Source organism: Pararobbsia silviterrae, from assembly GCF_003628125.1.
Classification (GTDB): Bacteria; Pseudomonadota; Gammaproteobacteria; order Burkholderiales; family Burkholderiaceae; genus Pararobbsia; species Pararobbsia silviterrae.
Window position 1 is genome coordinate 241,363 of sequence record NZ_RBZU01000001.1, and the last position, 22,747, is coordinate 264,109.

At 65.1% G+C, this 22,747-nt stretch carries 20 protein-coding genes; 16 read left to right on the forward strand and 4 right to left on the reverse strand.

Annotated elements, in window-relative coordinates; genetic code table 11:
- Window positions 1-291: 291 nt before the first annotated feature.
- On the forward strand, window positions 292-1,983 hold the full coding sequence (locus D7S86_RS01005; protein WP_121082291.1) for an isovaleryl-CoA dehydrogenase: 1,692 nt from the start codon (window positions 292-294) through the stop codon (window positions 1,981-1,983).
- A 40-nt stretch (window positions 1,984-2,023) separates the two neighbouring features.
- Window positions 2,024-3,475 (forward strand): coniferyl aldehyde dehydrogenase, encoded by a 1,452-nt coding sequence (locus D7S86_RS01010; RefSeq protein ID WP_121082293.1) that lies wholly within the window; start codon window positions 2,024-2,026, stop codon window positions 3,473-3,475.
- 236 nt (window positions 3,476-3,711) lie between these two features.
- Here D7S86_RS01010 and metK read toward each other — a convergent pair whose 3' ends face one another.
- Window positions 3,712-4,899, reverse strand: coding sequence for a methionine adenosyltransferase (metK, locus tag D7S86_RS01015; protein WP_121082294.1), 1,188 nt, complete (start codon window positions 4,897-4,899; stop codon window positions 3,712-3,714).
- A 322-nt stretch (window positions 4,900-5,221) separates the two neighbouring features.
- On the opposite strand from metK, the gene D7S86_RS01020 reads away from it, so the two are divergent.
- The 7 genes from D7S86_RS01020 (at window position 5,222) to dksA (ending at window position 12,101) form a co-directional block, all read left to right on the forward strand.
- Window positions 5,222-6,106, forward strand: coding sequence for a lipid A biosynthesis lauroyl acyltransferase (locus D7S86_RS01020; RefSeq protein WP_121084161.1), 885 nt, complete (start codon window positions 5,222-5,224; stop codon window positions 6,104-6,106).
- A gap of 226 nt (window positions 6,107-6,332) precedes the next feature.
- Entirely contained in the window at window positions 6,333-7,178 is an 846-nt protein-coding gene (gene dapF, locus D7S86_RS01025; RefSeq protein WP_121082297.1) for a diaminopimelate epimerase, read from the forward strand.
- Window positions 7,179-7,192: 14 nt separating this feature from the next.
- Window positions 7,193-7,930 carry a DUF484 family protein gene (locus D7S86_RS01030; protein ID WP_121082300.1) on the forward strand — a complete coding sequence of 246 codons (738 nt, stop codon included), beginning with the start codon at window positions 7,193-7,195 and terminating at the stop codon, window positions 7,928-7,930.
- A 12-nt stretch (window positions 7,931-7,942) separates the two neighbouring features.
- Window positions 7,943-8,986, forward strand: a complete 1,044-nt coding sequence (locus D7S86_RS01035) for a tyrosine recombinase XerC (protein ID WP_121082303.1) — start codon at window positions 7,943-7,945, stop codon at window positions 8,984-8,986.
- Window positions 8,987-9,000: 14 nt separating this feature from the next.
- Window positions 9,001-10,200, forward strand: coding sequence for a class I SAM-dependent rRNA methyltransferase (locus D7S86_RS01040; RefSeq protein ID WP_121082306.1), 1,200 nt, complete (start codon window positions 9,001-9,003; stop codon window positions 10,198-10,200).
- A 194-nt stretch (window positions 10,201-10,394) separates the two neighbouring features.
- Entirely contained in the window at window positions 10,395-11,465 is a 1,071-nt protein-coding gene (locus D7S86_RS01045; RefSeq protein ID WP_205962742.1) for a CobW family GTP-binding protein, read from the forward strand.
- 219 nt (window positions 11,466-11,684) lie between these two features.
- Complete coding sequence (dksA, locus tag D7S86_RS01055) at window positions 11,685-12,101, forward strand: RNA polymerase-binding protein DksA (RefSeq protein ID WP_121082315.1); 417 nt, start codon at window positions 11,685-11,687, stop codon at window positions 12,099-12,101.
- 288 nt (window positions 12,102-12,389) lie between these two features.
- Here the strand turns inward: dksA and D7S86_RS01065 are convergent, their stop codons facing one another.
- Window positions 12,390-13,556 (reverse strand): porin, encoded by a 1,167-nt coding sequence (locus tag D7S86_RS01065; protein ID WP_121082320.1) that lies wholly within the window; start codon window positions 13,554-13,556, stop codon window positions 12,390-12,392.
- Between the two features lie 428 nt (window positions 13,557-13,984).
- On the opposite strand from D7S86_RS01065, the gene hslV reads away from it, so the two are divergent.
- Both hslV and hslU read left to right on the forward strand, forming a co-directional pair.
- Window positions 13,985-14,521 carry an ATP-dependent protease subunit HslV gene (gene hslV, locus D7S86_RS01070; RefSeq protein WP_121084162.1) on the forward strand — a complete coding sequence of 179 codons (537 nt, stop codon included), beginning with the start codon at window positions 13,985-13,987 and terminating at the stop codon, window positions 14,519-14,521.
- Window positions 14,522-14,530: 9 nt separating this feature from the next.
- On the forward strand, window positions 14,531-15,868 hold the full coding sequence (gene hslU / locus D7S86_RS01075) for an ATP-dependent protease ATPase subunit HslU (protein ID WP_121082323.1): 1,338 nt from the start codon (window positions 14,531-14,533) through the stop codon (window positions 15,866-15,868).
- Between the two features lie 133 nt (window positions 15,869-16,001).
- Here hslU and D7S86_RS01080 read toward each other — a convergent pair whose 3' ends face one another.
- Both D7S86_RS01080 and D7S86_RS01085 read right to left on the reverse strand, forming a co-directional pair.
- The gene (locus D7S86_RS01080; RefSeq protein WP_121084164.1) at window positions 16,002-16,544 is read right to left on the reverse strand and encodes a response regulator transcription factor; all 543 of its coding nucleotides are present in this window, start codon (window positions 16,542-16,544) and stop codon (window positions 16,002-16,004) included.
- Window positions 16,545-16,816: 272 nt separating this feature from the next.
- Window positions 16,817-18,100 (reverse strand): ATP-binding protein, encoded by a 1,284-nt coding sequence (locus D7S86_RS01085; protein ID WP_121084166.1) that lies wholly within the window; start codon window positions 18,098-18,100, stop codon window positions 16,817-16,819.
- 205 nt (window positions 18,101-18,305) lie between these two features.
- Between D7S86_RS01085 and argB the strand changes: the two genes are divergently transcribed.
- The 5 genes from argB to metW all read left to right on the forward strand — a co-directional run bounded on the left by argB (window position 18,306) and on the right by metW (window position 22,733).
- Window positions 18,306-19,205 (forward strand): acetylglutamate kinase, encoded by a 900-nt coding sequence (gene argB / locus D7S86_RS01090; protein WP_121084168.1) that lies wholly within the window; start codon window positions 18,306-18,308, stop codon window positions 19,203-19,205.
- Between the two features lie 17 nt (window positions 19,206-19,222).
- On the forward strand, window positions 19,223-20,035 hold the full coding sequence (locus tag D7S86_RS01095) for a pyrimidine 5'-nucleotidase (RefSeq protein ID WP_121084170.1): 813 nt from the start codon (window positions 19,223-19,225) through the stop codon (window positions 20,033-20,035).
- 67 nt (window positions 20,036-20,102) lie between these two features.
- Complete coding sequence (gene slmA, locus D7S86_RS01100) at window positions 20,103-20,774, forward strand: nucleoid occlusion factor SlmA (protein ID WP_121082326.1); 672 nt, start codon at window positions 20,103-20,105, stop codon at window positions 20,772-20,774.
- 190 nt (window positions 20,775-20,964) lie between these two features.
- The gene (gene metX, locus D7S86_RS30050) at window positions 20,965-22,113 is read left to right on the forward strand and encodes a homoserine O-succinyltransferase MetX (protein WP_121082329.1); all 1,149 of its coding nucleotides are present in this window, start codon (window positions 20,965-20,967) and stop codon (window positions 22,111-22,113) included.
- Window positions 22,110-22,733, forward strand: a complete 624-nt coding sequence (gene metW / locus D7S86_RS01110; protein WP_121082333.1) for a methionine biosynthesis protein MetW — start codon at window positions 22,110-22,112, stop codon at window positions 22,731-22,733. The genes metX and metW overlap by 4 nt, the downstream gene beginning before the upstream one ends.
- The last annotated feature ends 14 nt before the right edge of the window (window positions 22,734-22,747 follow it).

The window sequence follows — 22,747 nt, forward strand, 5'->3', positions numbered from 1 at the left end:
AGTCGGACGCCAGCATAGCCGCGCTTTTTTTTGGTAGGGAGCGCGCCGACGTCTCGAAATATGCGACCTCGGGATTCTTGAGCATTCGGTCCCGGCGAGCATGGGGATAAACCCGCGCGCGCGATTGAGCGCGCGCTCTAATTCGCGACGAGGCGCTTGCCGGCGCGCGTGGTCGCGATTCCGGCGCGCGGATCGGGATCCTTACGCTTGCGCATGGGCGTGCAATCGACCATGCTGAGCCCTTCGCTTGTCATCCCGCGTTCTGCGCGAGCATAGGGAGCTCACGGAGCCATGGACTGGACTACGCACGAAGTGACCAATCAGGTCCCGCCGCTTGTCGACTACAACCTGTTTGAAACGGATGTCGTATTGAGCGGGGCCGTCGAGCGCGACGGCGCGGGCTGGCACCGCGACGCGCTCTATGCGATGGGCGCGCGGCTGGGGCGCGCCGATGTCCAGGTGCTGGCCGAACTGGCGAACCGGCATACGCCCGAGCTGTTCACGCACGATTCGCGCGGACGGCGTCTCGATGCGGTCGAGCTGCATCCGAGCTGGCATGCGCTGCTCGACTTGCTGCGCGCGCACGGGCTGCAGGCGCTGCCGTTCTCCGATCCGGGGGAAGGCGCGATGAGCGCGCGCGCCGCGGGTTATTTCCTGCATGCGCAGATCGAATCCGGCACGCTGTGTCCGACGACGATGACGTTCGCGAGCATTCCCGTGCTGCAACGCGAGACTTCCTTGTTCGAACCGCTGCGCGACAAGCTTTTCGCGCGCGAACACGATCCGCGCGATCTGCCGTTGTCGGAAAAGCGATCGATGCTCGTCGGCATGGGCATGACCGAAAAGCAGGGCGGATCGGACGTGCGCACGAACCAGACGCGCGCGTTTCCGATCGAGCCCGCGTACACGGGGCGCGGCGCCGCGTACCGGCTGGTCGGGCACAAATGGTTTTTTTCGGTGCCTCAGGCCGATGCCCATCTCGTGCTCGCGCGAGCCGACGGCGATACCGGTCTCTCATGTTTCTACGTGCCGCGTTTCACACCCGACGGCCGGCGCAACACGGTGCGCGTCCAGCGTCTCAAGGACAAGCTCGGCAATCGCTCGAACGCGAGCAGCGAGGTCGAATTCGAAGACGCGTGGGGCGTCCTGATCGGCGAAGAAGGCCGCGGCATCCCGACCATCATCGAGATGGCGAACTACACGCGGCTCGACTGCGTGATCGGCAGCGCGGCGCTGATGCGCGCCGCGCTCGTGCAGGCCGTTCATCATGCGCGGCATCGCAGCGCGTTCGGCCGGATGCTGGCCGAGCAGCCGCTCATGCAGAACGTGCTCGCCGATCTCGCGCTCGAAAGCGAAGCCGCGACCCTGCTGATGATGCGGCTTGCGCATGCGTATGACGCGTCGGCCGAGCCGATCTCGCAACTCGATCGCGGCTGGCAGCGCATCGTGACGCCCGCGGCGAAGTTCTGGGTCTGCAAACGCGCGCTCGAATTCACGGGCGAGGCGATGGAGGTCTGGGGCGGCAACGGCTACGTCGAGGAGAGTCCGATGGCGCGCTTCTACCGTGAGGCCCCGGTCAACTCGATCTGGGAAGGCTCGGGCAATGTCATGTGCCTCGACGTCCTGCGCGCGATCGAACGCGAACCCGACGCGGCGCGTGCATTGCTCGACGACTGGCGCGATGCGGCCGCGGGCGATCGCGGGCTGCTCGACGCGCTCGCGTACGTGACGCGCGTGCTCGGCGCGTCCGCCGCCGAGCGCGAGGGGTCCGCGCGCCGGATCGCACAGACGATCGTGCTGATCGCGCAGAGTGTGCTGTTGCGACGCCACGGCGCGGGAGCGAGCGCCGATGCGTTCATCGCGACGCGGCTCGCCGACGGCGCGGGGTACTGCGGGCGCGTCTACGGCACCTTGCCCGCATCCGAAACCGCGTGGCATGCGCAGTTGATCGAGCGTGCATGGCCGTCGCACGTGAGCGTATGAGTCCGTATTCGCCGCAGACACATAAAGACAACGACACGCGATGAAAAACGATTTCGATCCGACGCTCGATCTGGAGAGGCTGCTGAACGCGCAGCGCCTTGCGTTTAACGAAGACCCGATGCCGAACTGGGCGCAGCGCGCCGCGCATCTGCGTGCGCTCGACGCGATGATGCTCGCGCATCGCAAGGCCATCGCCGGGGCGATTCATGAGGACTTCGGCAACCGTGCCGAAAACGAAACCGATATCGCGGACGTGCTCGGCTCGCATCTCGGCATCAAGCACGCGCTGCGGCACGGACGCCGATGGATGCGCGCGCGGCGGCGTTCGCCGGGCATGCTGCTCGCGCCCGCGAGCGCGAAACTCGTGCCGCAGCCGCTGGGCGTCGTGGGCATCATCGTGCCGTGGAACTACCCGCTGTTCCTTGCCGTGGGACCGTTGACGGGCGCACTCGCGGCGGGCAACCGCGCGATGATCAAGCTGTCGGAATTCACGCCGCGTTTCGGCGAGCTGTTTGCGCGGATTATCGCGCAGACCTTCGCGCCCGACCATGTGACTGTCGTCAATGGCGAGGCCGACGTCGCGCGCGCGTTTGCGTCGTTGCCGTTCGATCGGCTCGTGTTCACGGGGTCGACCGGCGTCGGCCGCCATGTGATGCGCGCGGCGGCCGAGCACCTGACGCCCGTCACGCTCGAACTCGGCGGCAAGTCGCCCGCGCTGATCGGGCCGGGCGCGCGCTTCGCCGAAGCCGTCGACGCCGTGATTTCGAGCAAGCTGTTCAATGCGGGCCAGACGTGCGTCGCGCCCGACTATGTGCTCGTGCCGCGCGGGCGCGCGCAGGCCTTCATCGAACGTGCGCGGGCGCTGACCGCGAAGCTTTATCCGGACTTCGCGAACAATACGGATTACACGTCGATCATCTCGGTGCGGCACGTCGAGCGGCTCGATGCGCTGACGCAGGAGGCCGCCGCGCGCGGTGCGACGCTCCATGCGCTCGCGGATCTGCGTCAAGCCGCGTCCGGGGCGATGCCGGCCGCCGCGCGCGAACGAGACGCCGTGCGTCGCGTGGTGCCCCAGATCATCACGGACGCGCCCGACGACACCGCGATCATGCGCGAGGAGATTTTTGGCCCCTTGCTGCCGCTCGTCGAATACGACCGGTTCGACGATGCGCTTGCCTATATCAATGCGCGGCCGCGTCCGCTCGCGATGTATCTGTTCGAGACGAACAACGCGGTCGTCGACCGCGCGCTCGCGCGCACGCATTCGGGCGGCGTCACGATCAACGACACGCTGCTGCACGTTGCATGCGATGACCTGCCGTTCGGCGGCATCGGACCGAGCGGCATGGGCGCGTATCACGGCGTCGAGGGGTTCCGGACGTTCTCGCATATGAAGCCCGTCCTGACGCAAGCGCGCTTCAATTTGCGCGCGATCGTGCGGCCGCCGTATGGCAAGCGCGTCTCCGCGGTCGTGCGGATGTTCCTTCGTTAGGATCCGTCGGCTGCCGACCCCGCCAATCGCCAACCGCTGGATTGGCCGACCGTCCGAGCGAGCCTGACGATCGCGCAAACAACAACGCCCGACAGGACGAAGCCTGCCGGGCGTGGATCGGGATGTCAGTCGCGCATCATGTACGGCGTGTACCGCGCGAGGGTTCGAAGCCGGCGCGAGGGGCGCACCGGAGGCGCGGCCTACACCGCCCGCCCCCGTGCGCATCTAGCGCGCGATCATGCGCCGACGGCGGTCGGCTCGATGTTCGCGGCCTCGGCGAGCGCAGCGGCCTTGTCGGTCGCTTCCCACGTGAATTCCGGCTCTTCGCGGCCGAAGTGGCCGTACGCCGCCGTCTTCTCGTAAATCGGACGCAGCAGGTCGAGCATCTGCACGATGCCCTTCGGGCGCAGATCGAAATGCGTCTGCACGAGTTCGTTGATGACCGCATCGGGTACGCGGCCCGTGCCGAACGTGTTGACCATGACCGAGGTCGGACGCGCGACGCCGATCGCGTACGAGACCTGGATCAGCGCGCGCTTGGCGAGCCCCGCCGCGACGATGTTCTTCGCGACGTAGCGGCCCGCGTAGGCGGCCGAGCGATCGACCTTCGACGGATCCTTGCCCGAGAACGCGCCGCCGCCATGGGGCGCGGCGCCGCCGTACGTGTCGACGATGATCTTGCGGCCCGTGAGACCGCAGTCGCCTTGCGGACCGCCGATGACGAAACGGCCCGTCGGGTTCACGAGGAACTTGATGTCGCCCTTGATCAGATCCTTCGGCAGCACGGGCTTGATGACTTCTTCGATGACCGCTTCGCGCAGTTGCGCGAGTTCGATGTCGGGCGCGTGCTGCGTCGAGAGCACGACGGTGTCGATGCTGTGCGGCTTGCCGTCGACATAGCGGATCGTGACTTGCGACTTCGCGTCCGGGCGCAGCCAGGGCAGGCGGCCGTCGCGGCGCAGATCGGCCTGGCGCTCGACGAGGCGGTGCGACAGATAGATCGGCAGCGGCATGAGTTCGGGCGTTTCATCGCACGCATAGCCGAACATCAGGCCTTGGTCGCCCGCGCCTTGATCGAGGTTGTTGTCGTGCGCGCGATCGACGCCTTGGGCGATGTCGGGCGATTGCTTGTCGTAGGCGACGAGGACCGCGCAGCCCTTGTAGTCGATGCCGTAGTCGGTGTTGTCGTAGCCGATGCGCTTGATCGTGTCGCGCGCGACCTGGATGTAATCGACGTTGGCCGTCGTCGTGATTTCGCCGGCGAGAACGACAAGACCCGTGTTGCAGAGCGTTTCGGCCGCAACGCGCGAATATTTGTCTTGCGCGAGGATCGCATCAAGAATCGCGTCGGAAATCTGATCGGCGACCTTGTCGGGGTGCCCTTCGGAAACGGATTCGGACGTGAACAGATAGTCGTTCGCCACTTCGCATGCTCCTTAAATAATCGGTACGTAACCGGAAAACCCGAGTACTGGCGCTTCCACGTAGCCGACTTCGGACCGAAGCGGCGACGCTTTAGCGGAATTTTTTGCCAGATATCGGATATCCGGCACTCGCCCCGCAAGTTGTCCATTAACTCGGCGAAGCCCTTATTATAGCGGCTTCGTTTTTTTATGCTTGAGCCCCGCGCGTGCCCCTGATCCCAACATTGTTTCGTTCGCAGCCGCATGGCCTGCGCGCCGCCGCGCGACGGCCGGGGTGCGCGACCTGCATCGGGTGCGCGCGGCGTCGGCACGCGGAGGGCGCATGCTAGGCAAAATCGGCACGTATCTCGCGGTCGGGCTGCTCAAATTTCTGGCGCTGCTCCCGTACGGGCTCGTGGCCCGATTCGGCGATGGGCTGGGCTGGCTGCTTTATCAGATCCCGAGTTCGCGCAAGCGCGTCGTGCATACGAACCTGCGCCTGTGTTTTCCGGAGTGGGACGACGCCGAGCGCGAACGCGTCGCGGGCCGGCATTTCCGTCACGCCGTGCGCAGCTACGTCGAGCGCAGTTATCAATGGTTCGGCTCGGCGCGTACGATCGAAAAGCTCGTCGTCGTCGACAGCGAGATCGATCTCGAGGATCCGGATCTTCCGCCGACGATTCTGCTCGGCTATCACTTCGTCGCGATCGAGGCCGCGTCCGTCGCGATCAATCACGCGCTCAAGCGTCGCTGCGGGTCGCTCTATCAGCCGTTCTCGAATCGGGATCTCGATCGGATCGCAAGCGAGGCGCGCGGCCGGTTCAATGCGGAGATGGTCTCGAAATCCGACAGCGCGCGCGCCGTGATCCGGATGTTGCGCAACCGCCAGCCCGTGATGCTCGGCGCCGATATGGACTACGGTTTGCGCAATTCGGCGTTCGTGCCGTTTTTCGGCGTGCCGGCGTGCACGCTCACGTCGACCGCGCGGCTCGCGGCGACGGCGCCCGCGCAGATCATCGTGTTCGTCGGCGAAGTGCTGCCGCACTACAAGGGCTACCGGCTCAAGGTCTTCAAGCCGTGGGCCGACTATCCGAGCGGCGACGACGTCGCCGATGCGCGGCGCATGAACGCGGTGCTCGAAGACCTCGTGCGCACGATGCCCGAGCAGTATTACTGGGTGCACAAGCGCTTCAAGACGCGCCCGCCCGGCGAACCCGGCTTCTATTGATCCGCGCATGACCCGCGCGCGCTATTGCCCGGGGCGACGCGTGTCGGCGCGCGCGCTCGGATGCGCGAAGCCGGTCACGAGACGCGACGTGCGAGAAGCGAGATATGAGAAGCGAGACGCGACGTACGAGAAGCCCGGTTCGAGATGCGAGATGTGAGACGGGAGAAGCCGGATCCGAGAAACCGGGTTCGAGAAGCGCGGGCCCGGGAGGCCCTACAATAGCGACATGATGCTCAATTTCACCAAAATGCAGGGCGCGGGCAACGATTTCGTCGTGATCGACGCGACGTCGACCCCGTTCACGCTCGATTCGGATCAGATCCGCCGCGTCGCCGATCGTCATTTCGGCGTGGGCGCCGACCAGATGCTCGTCGTCGAACGGCCGACCATCGACGGCGTCGACTTCCGCTACCGGATCTTCAACAACGACGGCGGCGAGGTCGAACATTGCGGCAACGGCGCGCGGTGCTTCGTCAAATTCGTGCTCGACAAGGGGCTGACGACGCAGCGCACGGTCCGCGTGCAGGTCTGGCACGGCGTGCTGACGCTGACGATGCACGATAACGGAGACGTCGAAGTCGACATGGGCGCGCCGAAGTTCGAGCCCGCGCAGATTCCGTTCGACGCTGCGGGCGTCGCGCCGCGCGCCGAAGCGAACGACACGCTGTGGCCGCTCGACGTAGGCGGCGCGACGACGTGGATTTCGGTCGTCTCGATGGGCAATCCGCACGCGGTCCAGGTCGTGGCCGACACCGAAACGGCCCCGGTCGGCATCGACGGTCCGCTGATCGAGCGGCATCCGCGGTTTCCGCAGCGCGTGAACGCGGGTTTCATGCAGATCGTCGATCGGCACGAGATCCGGCTGCGTGTCTATGAACGCGGCGCGGGCGAGACGCTCGCATGCGGTACGGGGGCGTGCGCGGCCGTCGTCGCGGGTATCCGGCGCGGCTTGCTCGACTCGCCGGTCCGCGTCCAGACGCACGGCGGCGTGCTGACGATCGCATGGACCGGCGCCGAGGTGCATATGGCCGGGCCGGCGAAAACGGTTTTTGAAGGCTCCATCGAAGTTTGACTACGGACGCATCCATGTCGCTTAACGAACGCGAAATCGCCGAATACCTGCTCGCGAATCCGCAATTCTTCGAACACCATGCCGAGCTGCTCGCGAGCATCAAGCTCATGAGCCCGCACGGAAACCGCGCCGTCTCGCTGCAGGAACGCCAGATGGACATGCTGCGCGACAAGAACAAGCAGATCGAACGCCGGCTTGCCGAGCTGCTGCGCTACGGGCACGAGAACGACAGCATCGCCGCGCGCTTCACGCGCTGGACGTCGCGCGTGCTCGCCGAGCGCGATCCGCATGCGCTGCCGGCGACCGTCACGCGCGGCTTGCTCGAGATCTTCGAAGTGCCGCAGGCGGCGCTGCGTCTGTGGGATGTCGCGGAGACGTATTCGATGGCCGATTTCTCGCGCTATGTCGGCGAGGAGGTCCGGATTTTCGCGAACAGTCTCGCGACGCCGTATTGCGGCGCGAACACGGGCTTCGAGGCCGCGCAATGGCTCGTGAGCGCGAACGCGGAAGCGCGCGCGATGACGGCCGACGGCAGCGACGGAGCCGGTTCGGCCGCGACCGACGGATCGACCGCGTCGATCGCGCTCGTCGCCTTGCGCGATCCGCAGCGCGAGGAAAGCGCGAACGCATTCGGTCTGCTGGTGCTCGGCTCGCACGATCCGCGACGTTTCCATGAGGGCATGGGCACCGATTTCCTCTCGCAGATCGGTTCGCTCGCGAGCGCCGCGCTGAGCCGGCTGCTCGCGCACTGAACGGGGATCGCGATGAACGGGGGCCCCCGCGAGCCACGCCAATCGGATCGGGGGGCGCCGGATGCCGAGGGGGATCCGACGTCGGCGACGCCCGAGTCGGACCGCCCCCACGCGGATCGTCCCGCGCAGCGCGATCCGTTGATCGCGGGGTATCTCTCGTCGATCGCGAACGAGCGCAAGCTATCGAGCTACACCTTGAGCGGCTACACGCGCGAGCTCGACGTGCTCGCCGCGCTGGCGGGGACGCGTCCGCTCACGGCGCTGAGCGCGGTCGACATCCGCGGGGCTGCCGCGCGCGCGCATGCAAGCGGGCTCGCGCCGCGCACGATCGCGTACCGGCTTTCGATCTGGCGCAGCTTCTACCGCTGGGTCGCGCTGCACCACGAACTACCCGCCAATCCCGTCGCGACGGTGCGCGCGCCGAAACGCGCCAAGACGCTGCCGAAGGCGATCTCCGCCGACGACGCGGCGCGCCTCATGGAGGCGCCGCCGATCCATCCCGACCATCCCGTCGAAAGCGCGCGCGACAAGGCGATGCTCGAACTGTTCTATTCGTCGGGCCTGCGGCTCGCGGAACTCGTCGGTCTCGACGTTCGATACACGGATCGCGACGGATACCGCTCGCTGGGCTGGATCGATCTCGATGCGGGCGACGTCCACGTGACCGGCAAGGGCAAGCGTCAGCGCATCGTGCCCGTCGGCGCCAAGGCGCGCGAGGCGTTGCTCGCATGGCTCGCCTTGCGCGACCAGTGGGTGCGTCACGATCCGCATCCGCTGTTCCTGTCGGTGCGCGGCAACCGGCTCTCGCGTTCGGTCATCCAGGATCGCGTCAAGCGGCTCGCCTTGCGCGCGGGCGTGCCCGCGAATGTCCATCCGCACGTGCTCCGGCACTCGTTCGCGACCCACGTGCTGCAGTCGAGCGGCGATCTGCGCGCCGTCCAGGAGATGCTCGGTCACGCGAGCATCGCGGCGACGCAGGTCTATACCTCGCTCGATTTCCAGCATCTCGCGAAGGTCTATGACGCCGCGCATCCGCGCGCGAAGAAACGCTCGTAAGTCCTGTCTCCTATATGAATACGCTGACCCTGAAGCCGGGCAAGGAGAAATCCTTGCTGCGCCGGCACCCGTGGATTTACCTGAACGCGATCGACCGCATCGACGGCCAGCCGGCGGCCGGCGCGACCGTCATCGTGCGTGCGCACGACGGCCGCTTTCTGGCGCGTGCCGCGTTCAGTCCCGTGTCGTCGATCCGCGCGCGCGCGTGGACGTTCGACGAGCGCGAGAGCGTCGATCATGCGTTCTTCAAGCGGCGTGTCCAGCGCGCGCTCGAACACCGCCGGGCGATGGTGAGCGGCACCGGCGCGGTTCGCCTGATCTTCGGGGAGGCCGACGGCCTGCCCGGCCTGATCGTCGATCACTACCGGAGCGCCGATCAGGCGCGCGAGCAGCTCGTCTGCCAGTTCATGGCCGCGGGCGTCGAGGCCTGGAAGGACGCGATCGTCGCGGCGCTCGTCGGCGCGACGGGCTGCGCGCACGTCTATGAGCGTTCGGACGTGTCGATCCGCGAAAAGGAAGGGCTGGCGCAGACGACCGGCGTGCTCGCGGGCGACGCGCCGCCCGATACGCTGATCGTCGACGAAGGCGGCGTGCGGTATCACGTCGACGTCCGGCACGGCCACAAGACCGGGTTCTATATCGATCAGCGCGACAACCGGGCGCTGATCGCGCGTCACGCGGCGGGCCGCGAGGTGCTCAACTGCTTCTGCTACACGGGCGGCTTCTCGCTCGCGGCGCTCAAGGGCGGCGCGACGCGCGTCGTATCGATCGACTCGTCGGGCGACGCGCTCGCGACGGCGCGCGCGAATGTCGAAGCGAATGCGTTCGACCCCGCGCGCGCCGAATGGCTCGATGCCGACGCATTCCGGACCTTGCGCTCGCTCCATGACGGCGGCGCGCGCTTCGATCTCGTCGTGCTCGACCCGCCGAAGTTCGCGCCGTCGCAGCACCATATCGAGCGCGCCGCGCGCGCATACAAGGACATCAACCTGTCGGGCTTCAGATTGTTGCGCCCGGGGGGCCTGCTTGCGACGTATTCGTGTTCAGGCGCGATTGATGCGCTGCTGTTCCAGAAGATCGTCGCGGGCGCGGCCGCCGATGCGGGCGTCGACGTGCGGATCCTCGGTCGGCTCGGTGCGGGCGTCGATCACCCGATGCTCGCGAGTTTTCCTGAAGGCGAGTACTTGAAAGGACTCTGGTTGCAACGCATCTAGGGGATCCGGCCGGACGGCCGGCGAAGCCGTGCGCGCCGCGCGTCGATTGCGAGGATCTTGACGCATGTGCTTCAATGTAATGTTATTACGCCGGCCCGGTACCCCGGGACGGCGACCGACCATCACGCTGCGGCGGTCCGTCTGGACACCGCGGCGCATCGACGAGACAAGTTATGGCGAGCACGGCTAACAGCATGATCCCGGTCACGATCCTGACCGGATTTCTCGGCAGCGGCAAAACCACGCTGCTCAAGCGGATTCTCGGCGAGCAGCACGGTCTCAAGATCGCGGTCATCGAGAACGAGTTCGGCGCGGAGAACATCGACAACGAAATTCTCGTGCAGGACAGCAACGAACAGATCGTCCAGATGAGCAATGGCTGCATCTGTTGCACGATCCGGGGCGACCTGGTCCGCGCGCTCGGCGATCTCGCCGCCCAGCGCACGCAGGGCAAGCTCGATTTCGATCGCGTGGTCATCGAGACCACGGGTCTCGCGAATCCCGGCCCGGTGGCGCAAACGTTCTTCATCGACGATCAAGTGGCGTCCGATTTCCTGCTCGACGCGGTGATCACGCTCGTCGACGCGAAACATGCGAACCAGCAGCTCGACGAACATGAGGTCGTTCAGCGCCAGGTCGGGTTCGCCGATCGCCTGTTCGTCACGAAGTCCGATCTCGTCGACGGCGGCGCGCTCGAAGGGCTGCGCCATCGCCTGCTGCATATGAACCCGCGCGCGCCGATCAGCACGGTCAACTTCGGCGAAGCCGACATCAAGCAGATCTTCGATCTCAAGGGCTTCAACCTCAACGCGAAGCTCGAGATCGATCCCGACTTCCTCGCCGAAGACGCGCACGATCATGACCATGACCACGCGCATGATCACGATCATGCCGACTGCGATCACGATCATGGCCAGTGCGCGCACGAGGGTCACGATCATGCGCACCATCACCACGCGCATCATGACGACCGGATCAAGTCGTTCGTCTTCCGGAGCGACCGTCCGTTCGACGCCAAAAAGCTCGAGGATTTTCTCGGCGGGGTGTTGCAGATTTATGGTGAGCGGCTGCTCCGATATAAGGGCGTGCTATATATGAAAGGCATCGACCGCCGCGTGGTGTTCCAAGGCGTGCATCAGATGATGGGGAGCGATCTGGCGTCGCGCTGGATGCCGGCCGACAAGAAGAACAGCAAAATGGTTTTTATTGGCGTGGATTTGCCGCAGGACCTGATTATCGATGGTTTGACCGCGTGTCTCGCGTGATAATCGGAGCGTGCAGGCGGGGATTATTTCCGGTGGCTTCGCGTTGGTTTGGGCCAATCTGATTCAGTTACAATACGACCCCACTGGAGATACCACGGAGTTCGGCCCCGTGCCGGCGTGGCGCGTCGAGGCCCGGAATATCGGGCTTGCGGCGGAGTCGCCACTCCGCGACGGACATTGCAAAGCGGGTTGATACTCGCACGGAAGATAGCAAGCAAGATGACGAAACGACTCTTGACGGAAGCCGAAATCCTGAAGATGAGCGAGAAGGATTACATGAATGAAGATCAGCTCGCGTTCTTCAAAAACCGGCTCGAACAGCTTCAGGCGGAGATCCTTCGCAACGCGGGGCAGACGACCGAAAACCTCCGTGAAACCGTGATCGTGCCCGACCCGGCCGACCGTGCGACGATCGAGGAAGAGCATGCGCTCGAACTGCGCACGCGCGATCGTGAGCGCAAGCTGCTCAAGAAGGTGCAGCAATCGCTCGCGCGGATCGAATCGGGTGAATACGGTTGGTGCGAGGAGACCGGCGAGCCGATCGGTGTGCCGCGCATGCTCGCGCGCCCGACCGCGACGCTCTCGCTCGAAGCACAGGAACGTCGCGAACTTCGCCAGAAGCTGTTCGGCGACTGATCGCCTGCCGGGCCTGCCGCGACTCGGCGCAGCGCGCCGTGGGTGGCTGTCCGTCCTTGAAAAAAACCGACTGTCCGTCCAGTCGGTTTTTTTTCGCCGATGCATCGCATCGGTGTGCCGACGCCGACGCCGAGAGCCGAGAGCCGAGAGCCGAGAGCCGAGAGCCGAGAGCCAAGAGCCAAGAGCCAAGAGCCAAGAGCCAAGACGTCATGTCGCGGCCTGTCGAGCGCGCATAAAAAAACCCGCCGTTGCCCCGGCGGGTTTTGTGTCTTGCGGTACAGCCGTCGCTTAGAAGCGCGTACGGATGCCCGTCGTGACGACGACTTGATTGGCCGTCGACGACGTGCCGCCCGAGTACGAGATGTACGCGTGGTTATCTTGGCCGATGGCGTGCTGATACAGGCCTTCGACGTAGACGTCGGTCCGCTTGGACAGTGCGTAATCGATCTGGAGGTCAGCCGACGTCCACTTCGGATCGGTTTCACCCGAAGCGCCCGGGCCGAACGCGCTGATCGAACCGTCGGTGTACGTGAACGCGCCGCCGATGCTCAGTGCGGGCGTCAGGTTGTACTTGCCGTTGGCTTCGTAGTTGTTGAACTTGTACGAGCCCGCCAGCGTGCCGTAGTACTGCGATTGCGTGTAGACGAAGGCGACGAGTGCCGGTCCGACCGCGTAGTTCACGCCGCCGCCGAAGATCCGCTGGGTTTGCGCAGCGATCTGGAAGCCGTTCGTGCCGAACAGCGTCGTGTCCTTGCCGACCGAGCTCGATTCCTTCTGGTCGACCGCGCCGGCCGTCGAGCCCGCGTTCTGCGCGCCCGTGTTGCCCGAGCCTTGAACTTGCAGGTAAGCCGCGGCGGCCTTCAACGGACCCCAGTTGTAGCTCGCACCGAAGCTGTACAGACGGTTTTCCGTGAAGTCCGTGCTGTTCGAGAACGCGTAGACCGCGCCGGCCTTGAAGCCATTGATCAGCGGCGAGGTGTACTTGACGGCGTTGTCGACGCGGAACGAGTTGTTCAGGTTGTCGTTATCGAAGACGTGCTGGAACCACGTACCGCCCCACGAACCCGTTGCCGACAGCGGCGCGACGAAGTCGACGACCGAGTCGTACTGACGGCCGAGAGTGATCGTACCGTATTGCGTGCTCGACAGACCCACGAACGCTTGACGGCCGAACAGGCGGCTATCCTGGCTGCTCGTGCCGTTCTGGATGTTGAAGCCGCTTTCCAACACGAAGATCGCGCTCAGACCGCCGCCGAGATCTTCCGTGCCGCGCACGCCCCAGCGGTTGCTGCTGGCTGCGCCGTAGGCGGCTTGGATCAGATGGCCCGCCGTACCGGCGTTGTTCGTGTAGGCGATGCCGGCGTCGAGCAAGCCGTACAGCGTGACCGAGCTTTGGGCATGTGCCATCGAAACGAGGGCGCTCGATGCTGCGAGAGCAAGGAGAGTCTTCTTCATCTGTACAACTCCGTAAGTGGGCGCTCGGGGTTCGAAAGACCCGAGATCGGAGCCGAGTGTAGGGAAGCTCGCTCACGATCGCATAGTTCCATCAGACGTAACAGTCTTTTACGTAATTTGATTTAATGAAGAATGTTTTAGCCAAGAAGCCTTTGCGGATAAGGGTTTGCTATGATCGCGCCCCATTAAATTTTCTTTATCAGATTGAAACGATATTTTTGTGAATGTTGCATTACAGAGACATCACGAATACGCAACGCGGGCTTTCCCGTAGCGGGAATTTGTTTATTCGAGACAAACATATATTGATCGTCTAGGCCCGCATAACGCGCGAGGCGCCTCTTGATAAATCGAAGTACGCCCTAACGTACCGACCCATGTTGCCGTCCAAGCGGCATGGATTCGAAGATTTCAACCAAGGAACGCTCATGGAGCAATATCACGGCACGACGATCGTCTCGGTCCGGCGCGGCAAGCAGGTTGCGCTCGGCGGGGACGGCCAGGTGACGCTTGGCAATGTCGTCATGAAGGGTTCGGCGCGCAAAGTCCGCCGGATCTTCAATGGCAAGGTGCTCGTCGGATTCGCGGGCGCCACCGCCGATGCGTTCTCGCTGCTCGACCGGTTCGAGGGCAAGCTCGAGAAGCACCAGGGCAATCTGACGCGCGCCGCCGTCGAACTCGCGAAGGACTGGCGGACCGATCGTATGCTGCGCAGGCTCGAGGCGATGATGATCGTCGCCGATGCCGAGACGACGCTCGTGCTCACGGGCAACGGCGACGTGCTCGACCCCGAAGGCGGCGTCTGCGCGATCGGCTCGGGCGGCAACTATGCGCAGTCCGCCGCGATCGCCCTTGTCGAGTATACGGAGCTCAGCGCGCGCGACGTCGTCGAGAAGTCGCTCAAGATCGCCGGCGATCTCTGTATCTATACGAATCACAACCTCGTCATCGAAACGCTCGAGTAAGGACACCCCATGAGCAATATGACGCCCGCCGAGATCGTCTCGGAGCTGGACAAACACATCATCGGCCAAGGCAAGGCCAAACGCGCCGTGGCCGTCGCGTTGCGCAACCGTTGGCGTCGCCAGCAGGTCGCCGATCCGCTGCGGCAGGAAATCACGCCGAAGAACATTCTGATGATCGGGCCGACCGGCGTCGGCAAGACCGAGATCGCACGCCGTCTCGCGAAGCTCGCCGATGCACCGTTCATCAAGATCGAGGCGACGAAGTTCACCGAAGTCGGCTATGTCGGCCGCGATGTCGACAGCATCGTGCGCGATCTCGCCGAAATCGCGATCAAGCAGACGCGCGAGACCGAGATGCGCAAGGTCCGCACGAAAGCCGAGGATCGCGCCGAGGACCGCGTGCTCGATATCCTGATTCCGCCGACGCGCGCGCCGGGCGGTTTTGGCTCGTTGCCGGCCGAGGAAGACGACAACCCGACGCGTCAGACGTTTCGCAAGCGTCTGCGCGAAGGCCTGCTCGACGACAAGGAAGTCGAACTCGATATCGAGGCGCCGCAACCCGGCATGGACATCATGGGTCCGCCGGGCATGGAGGAAATGACCGAGCAGATCCGCGGCATGTTCGCCAATATGGGCGGCGGCAAGAAGCAGCGGCGCAAGGTGCGCGTCAAGGAAGCGATGAAGCTGCTGATCGACGAGGAAGCCGCGAAGATGCTCAACGACGAGGAGGTCAAGACGAAGGCCATCCAGAACGTCGAGCAGAACGGCATCGTGTTTCTCGACGAGATCGACAAAATCGCGTCGCGCAGCGAGGTCGGCGGCGCCGAAGTGTCGCGCGCGGGCGTGCAGCGCGATTTGCTGCCGCTCGTCGAAGGGACCACGATCAATACGAAATACGGGATGATCAAGACGGATCACATCCTGTTCATCGCAAGCGGCGCGTTTCATCTCGCGAAGCCGAGCGATCTGATTCCCGAGCTGCAGGGCCGCTTTCCGATTCGCGTCGAACTTGATTCGCTGTCGGTCGAGGACTTCGAGTCGATCCTCGTGCAAACGGATGCGAGCCTCGTCAAGCAATATCAGGCGTTGCTCGCGACCGACGACGTCGCGCTCGAATTCGCGCCCGACGGCATCCGGCGTCTCGCGGAGATTGCGTACTCGGTCAACGAGAAGACCGAAAACATCGGCGCCCGCCGTCTGTATACGGTGATCGAGAAGCTGCTCGAGGAAGTCTCGTTCGAGGCCGGGAACCACACGGGGCGAACGGTTCACGTCGACGCGCAGTACGTCAACGATGCGCTCGGCGAAGTCGCCGAAAACGAGGACCTCTCGCGCTACGTGCTCTGATGGACGACGAAACCCGGCTCCGGCCGGGTTTCGACATGCGTCGGCGAGGCCGGCGGCACGATCCGCGGTTGGGCCTGCGTCGGACTTGGATCCGACGCAGGCGGCCGTCCATCGTGTCGCCGGCCTCGTTTTGCTATTGCTTGACCGGTCGCTTCGACAGCTTGCGCTGCAGCGTCCGGCGATGCATGTTCAGCGCGCGCGCCGTCGCCGAGACATTGCCGTCGTGATCGGCGAGCACGCGCTGGATGTGTTCCCATTCAAGCCGCTGGACCGAAAGCGGCGCGGCCTTCTCGAGTTCCTCCTCGGCCCGCACGACGCTCGCGTTCTCGTGGAGCGCGTCGAGGATCATTTCGACGTTCGCGGGTTTGGCGAGATAGTTGTCCGCGCCATCCTTGACGGCCTGGACCGCCGTCGCGATGCTCGCGAAGCCCGTCAGCACGAGAATGCGCGCGCGAGGCTGCGCATTTCGAATCGTGCCGATCAGCGCGAGCCCGGAGTCGGCGCCCAGATTCAGGTCGACGGTCACCTGCCCGAACGGCATCGCGCTCACGAGCCGCAACGCGCTCGCTGCGTCATGCGCCTCATGGACGACATAGCCGCGGCGAGCGAGGCCCCGTGCGAGTACGCCGACAAACACCGTGTCGTCGTCGATAACAAGGAAATTCGCGTTATTCATGTCACGCCATTCATAGTGCTGCATCCAGATCGGAGTCGAGGCTCCGATACAAACCTGCGTTTTCGCGTCGTGCGGCATGCCCGCGCATGCGATGTGTGCGTCCGAGGCTCGGTCCAATGCGCGGTGCCGTGCTCGGTCCAGTGTATCGCGGCCGGTACGCACGCCGCAGCGGCCTGAGCTCGGCGCGCCCGAGCCCGCGAACCGCGCCGGACCGTATCCCTGCGATGAATCGGACGTCATCGAATGCTCCGTGCTTGCGAGAGCGTGACCGTTCAGCGCCGGGCGAGGGCATCGCCCGAGTTCGCGCGCTCGGCGCGCTCCAGCGCGCGCGCGGGCAGCGTCAGCGTCGCCCGCGTGCCGTGCGGATCCGCCTGGCTGATCTCGATGCGTCCGCTCAGTCGTGCCGCCGTGACCGACGCGAGATACAAGCCGACACCGTGTCCGCCTTGATCGCTCGTCACGGGCGCTTTGCCGAGCTGCGCGCGCAAGGGCGGCGCAATGCCGGGCCCGCGGTCCTCGACGGTCAGCAACAGCGACGCATCGACCGCGTCGACCGTCAGCGTCACGTAGTCGCGGCTCACGCGCGCGGCGTTGTCGAGCAGGATCGTCAGCGTCTGGCCGACGGCGACGGCGTCCTCGACATAGATCGATTCGAGCGCCGGCGCCGTGCGCCACTCGAAGCGGACGTGCGGGTGACGCAGCCGCCACTGACGCGCGAACACGTCGAGCCAGCGCCCGATCTCCTGCCTGTCAGGCGAAGCGGCGCGCGACTGGAGCCGCGCAAGCGCCGAGCGGCACAACGCGATCTGTTGTTCGAGCGTCTGAAGGTCGGCGCGATAGGCGCCGAGATCGCCGTCCGTCTCGGCCGCGAGCCGCAATTCCTCGGCGAGCATCGAGATCGTCGACAGCGGCGTGCCCATTTCGTGCGCGACCGTCGCGGCCTGCGCGCCGAGCGCGACGACCCGCTCGTCGCGCAAGAGCTGCTGCTGCGCGCTCGCGAGCGCGGCGTCGCGCGCGCGCAGCGTCCGCGACATCCGCGCCACGAACCACGCGATCAGCCCGACGCTGACGACGAAATTGATCCACGCGCCCGTGCGGTAATAATCGAACAGGTTCGACGGTTCATCGATATTGAGCGGGATCGATTCGACGGCAAGCAGCCCGTAACAACAGAGCGAGAACGCCGCGAGGATCAGCGCGAGCGTCCACGGCAGCACGGCCGCCGCGATCGCGAGTCCCGGCAGATAGAGCGACACGAACGGATTCGTCGTCCCGCCCGACAGGAAGAGCAAGGCGGAGAGCGTGCCGAGATCGACGAAAAGTTGGCCAAAGAGCTCGCGCTCGGTCTCGGTCCGGGCCTCGTTCGCGCGCCAGAACGTCGCCGCGTTGAATAGCGCCTCGAGCGCAATCACAAACAGCATCGCGGCAATCGGCAGATGCACGCCGAGCAGCGTCTGGGCAATCGTGATCGTGAGCAGCTGGCCCATGATCGCGAGGCACCGCAACCAGAACAGTTGGCTCAGATTGACGCGCGGACTGTTGCTGAAACGGTTCATTTGTAAAGTGTACCGGTTGAAGCGCAAAAAGCCCGTCTTGCCGGCGGCCTGCGACAATATGTCGCGCCGACCGGTCGAATCGGCACGAATCGCGCAAATCGCCGTGCATCCGGCACGCCATGCAACATCGATGCGCTGCCCGTCCAGCCGTCACGTGCGTCCTGTACAATTCGCGCATTTTGAACCCGTCCTCACGCCTGCCGCCATGTCCGCCTTGCCCGATCTGTCGCAAATCGCGCCCGTTCTGAAAGCCGAAATCCTGGCCGAGGCGCTGCCCTATATCCGGCAGTACCACGGCAAGACCATCGTGATCAAATACGGCGGCAACGCCATGACCGAGGAACGGCTCAAGCAAGGCTTCGCGCGCGACGTCATTCTGCTCAAGCTCGTCGGCATCAATCCCGTGATCGTGCACGGCGGCGGCCCGCAGATCGACCAGGCGCTGCGCAAGGTCGGCAAGGAAGGCGTGTTCGTCCAGGGAATGCGCGTGACCGACGAAGAGACGATGGAAGTCGTCGAATGGGTGCTCGGCGGCGAAGTCCAGCAGGACATCGTGATGCTGATCAACCATTACGGCGGCCAGGCCGTGGGCCTGACCGGCAAGGACGGCGGCCTGATTCACGCGCGCAAGCTCATGATGCCGGACCGCGAGAAGCCGGGCGAGTTTCTCGATATCGGTCTCGTCGGCGAAGTCGAGGCGATCAACCCGGCGGTCGTCAAGGCGCTGCAGGACGATGCGTTCATCCCGGTCATTTCGCCGATCGGTTTCGACAGCGAAGGCCAGTCGTACAACATCAACGCCGATCTCGTCGCGGGCAAGCTTGCCGTCGTGCTCAACGCCGAAAAGCTGCTCATGATGACGAATATTCCGGGCGTCATGGACAAGTCGGGCAACCTGCTGACGGACCTGTCGGCTCGCGAGATCGACGCGCTGTTTGCCGACGGCACGATCTCGGGCGGCATGTTGCCGAAGATTTCGTCGGCGCTCGACGCGGCGAAGAGCGGCGTGCGCTCGGTGCATATCGTCGATGGCCGGATCGAGCACTCGGTGCTGCTTGAAATCCTGACCGAGCAGCCGTTCGGAACGATGATCCGCTCGCATTGAGCGCGGATCCCTTCCCGGTGAGCGCAGTTCCCCCTCGCGGCGCCGACGCGCGCCGCACGCCGACCCCGCGCGCGGCCGAGGCCGCCGCGCGACGCCGCACCCCGCTGGCGCGTGTGCGGCGCCGGCCCGGACAGCCGGTCTGGCTGTTCGATCTCGACAACACGCTGCATCACGCGTCGCATGCGATCTTTCCGCGCATGAACGTGGCGATGACGGATTTCATCGAGCGCGAGCTGAATCTCGCGCGCGCCGAGGCCGATGCGTTGCGCAGCGCCTACACGCGGCGATACGGCGCGGTGCTCATCGGTCTCATGCGTCGGCACGACATCGACGCCGCAGCGTTTCTTGAAGAAGTCCACCGGTTCGACGCGCTCGACCAGCTCGTCCGCTTCGAACGCGGCGTGCGTCAGGCCTTGCTGCGCTTGCCGGGCCGCAAGATCTTGTTTACCAACGCGCCCGAGGATTACGCGCGGGCCGTGCTCGACATCATCGGCATCCATGACGTTTTCGAGCGCGTGGTTGCGGTCGAGCATATGCGTGATCGCCGCGGCTGGCGGTCCAAGCCCGACCGTGGCATGCTGCGGCGGACACTTCGGCAGTTGCAGGCCACGCACCGCGAGACGGTGCTCGTCGAGGACACGCGCTCCCATCTCAAGCACTACAAGCGCACCGGTCTCAAGACGGTCTGGATGGTCGGACATCTGCGCTCCGTGCCGACTCCGCAAGGCGGCCAGCCGGCGGACGTGACGGGTGGCCACGCGCAGCGACGGGGCGAGAGCGGGCGGCCGCATTATATCGACCGGCGGATTCGTTCGATAAAATCGCTCTGACGTTGATGGCGGGCGGGGTCCGGGGTGGGCCGCCGCGCAGGTTCTGGCTCGACACGAGGCGACCACGATGCAGCACACACTTTCACAAGACGCTGCGGCAAACAGGGATGGCCCATCCGATCCAGGCGAAACGGGGCCGGCCGCGAGCGGTCGCGCGCCGCGTCTGAAGCCCGGCGAGCGGCGCGTGCTGATCCTTCAGACGCTGGCCGCGATGCTCGAATCGCCGAAGAGCGAAAAGATCACGACCGCCGCGCTTGCCGCGCGGCTCGTGGTGTCCGAAGCCGCGCTCTATCGCCATTTCGCGAGCAAGGCGCAGATGTTCGAGGGGCTCATCGAGTTCATCGAGCAGACCGTCTTCGGTCTCATCAACCAGATCACGAGCCGCGAAGAGAACGGCGTGCTCCAGGTCCGCGCGATCGTGACGATGCTGCTCGGCTTTGCCGAAAAGAACCCGGGCATGACGCGCGTGCTGACCGGCGAGGCGCTCGTCGGCGAGCACGAGCGTCTCAACGAGCGGATCAACCAGACGATCGACCGGATCGAGGCATCGATCCGCCAATGCCTGAAGCTCGCGGTCAGCGCGAACGATCCGACGCTGCCGTCCGACTACGACGCGCCGCTGCGCGCGAACCTCGCGACGACCTTCGTGCTCGGACGCTGGCAACGCTACGCGAAGACCGGTTTCGTCAAAGCGCCCGGCGACCATGCCGATGCGATGATCCGGATCATCCTGCAATAAGGATCGAGGGGTCATCGGCTATACTTGCGCACTTGAGTAAACGCGCCGATTTGCTGACACGATTGCGGGCGCGTGAACCCGACGCGGGTGCGTTGCCCGCGCGACGGTTCGGACAAATTCGGCTAAAGCGGTCGTCAGCGGTCTCCACCGCGAGTCACAGCCGACGCTTTAGCCCCTCTGGGGTCGAGTCATGGATTCATCTGTCGGCGTCGTCGTGCCGCGCCAAATGCATTTCACCGAGCCGCTCGCGCTGCGCAGCGGCCATTCGATCGCCGATTACGACCTGACCGTCGAGACCTACGGCACGCTGAACGCGTCCCGCACGAATGCCGTGCTCGTCTGCCACGCGCTCAACGCGTCGCATCACGTCGCGGGTCACTACGCGGACGCGCCGTCGAACGTCGGCTGGTGGGACAACATGGTCGGTCCCGGCAAGCCGCTCGACACGAACCGGTTTTTCGTGATCGGCGTCAACAACCTCGGCTCGTGTTTCGGCTCGACGGGCCCGATGAGCCCCGATCCCGCGACCGGCCGTCCGTACGGCGCACGCTTCCCCGTCGTGACCGTCGAGGATTGGGTCAACGCCCAGGCGCGCGTGGCCGACAGCTTCGGCATCGAGCGTTTCGCGGCCGTCATGGGCGGCAGTCTGGGCGGCATGCAGGCGCTCGCCTGGAGCATCCTGTATCCCGATCGCGTCGGCCATTGCATCGTCGTCGCCTCGACGCCGAAGTTGTCGGCACAGAACATCGCATTCAACGAAGTCGCGCGCTCGGCGATCCTCTCGGACCCGGATTTCCACGGCGGCGACTACTACGCCTATAACGTCAAACCGCGTCGCGGCTTGCGCGTCGCGCGCATGATCGGTCATATCACCTATCTGTCCGATGACGACATGGCCGCCAAGTTCGGCCGCGCGCTCCGACGCGCCGAAGGCGCCGACGACGACTACAACTTCAATTTCGATATCGAATTCGAGGTCGAGTCGTATCTGCGGTACCAAGGCGACAAGTTCGCCGATTTCTTCGATGCGAACACGTATCTGCTGATTACGCGCGCGCTCGACTATTTCGATCCGGCGAAGCGATTCAACGGCGACCTGACGGCCGCGCTCGCGCATACGCGCGCGAACTACCTCGTCGTCTCGTTTTCGACGGACTGGCGGTTCGCGCCCGCGCGCTCGCGCGAGATCGTCAAGGCCCTGCTCGACCACAAGCGCTCGGTGACCTACGGCGAGATCGACGCGCCGCACGGACACGACGCGTTCCTGCTCGACGATCCGCGCTATCACAATCTCGTGCGCGCCTACTACGAACGCATCGCCGCGGAGGTCGGGGTATGAACCGCGAAGGCTATCTGAAAGTCATCGACAACCTGACGCCGCGCGCGGACTTCCGCGTGATCGCGCGCTGGGTCGAACCCGGTTCGAGCGTGATCGATCTTGGCTGCGGCGACGGGTCGCTGCTCGCGTTGCTCGCCGAGGAACTCGATGTCACGGGCTACGGCATCGAGATCAACGACGCGGGCGTGCTCGAGGCCGCGCGCAAGGGCGTCAACGTGATCCAGCAGAACCTCGAGGACGGCTTGCGCTTGTTCGAGGACCAGAGCTTCGATCTCGCGATCCTCTCGCAGACGCTGCAGACGATCCATCAGACCGCCGCGATCCTGCGCGAGACCGTGCGTGTCGCGCGCGAGGCGATCGTGTCGTTTCCGAACTTCGGCTACTGGGCGCATCGCGTGTCGGTGCTCGGCGGACGGATGCCCGTCTCGAAGTCGCTGCCTTTCCAATGGCACAACACGCCGAACGTCCGGGTCCTGACGATCCGCGACTTCGAGGCGCTCGCGCCCGAGACCGGCATCGAGATCCTCGACCGCGCGGTCCTGCACAACGGCGCGTCCATCGCTTGGGGGCAGAACTGGCGTGGTAGCCTTGCGGTCTATCGGGTCACCCGCGCCCGCTGACACGAACCTGCCCG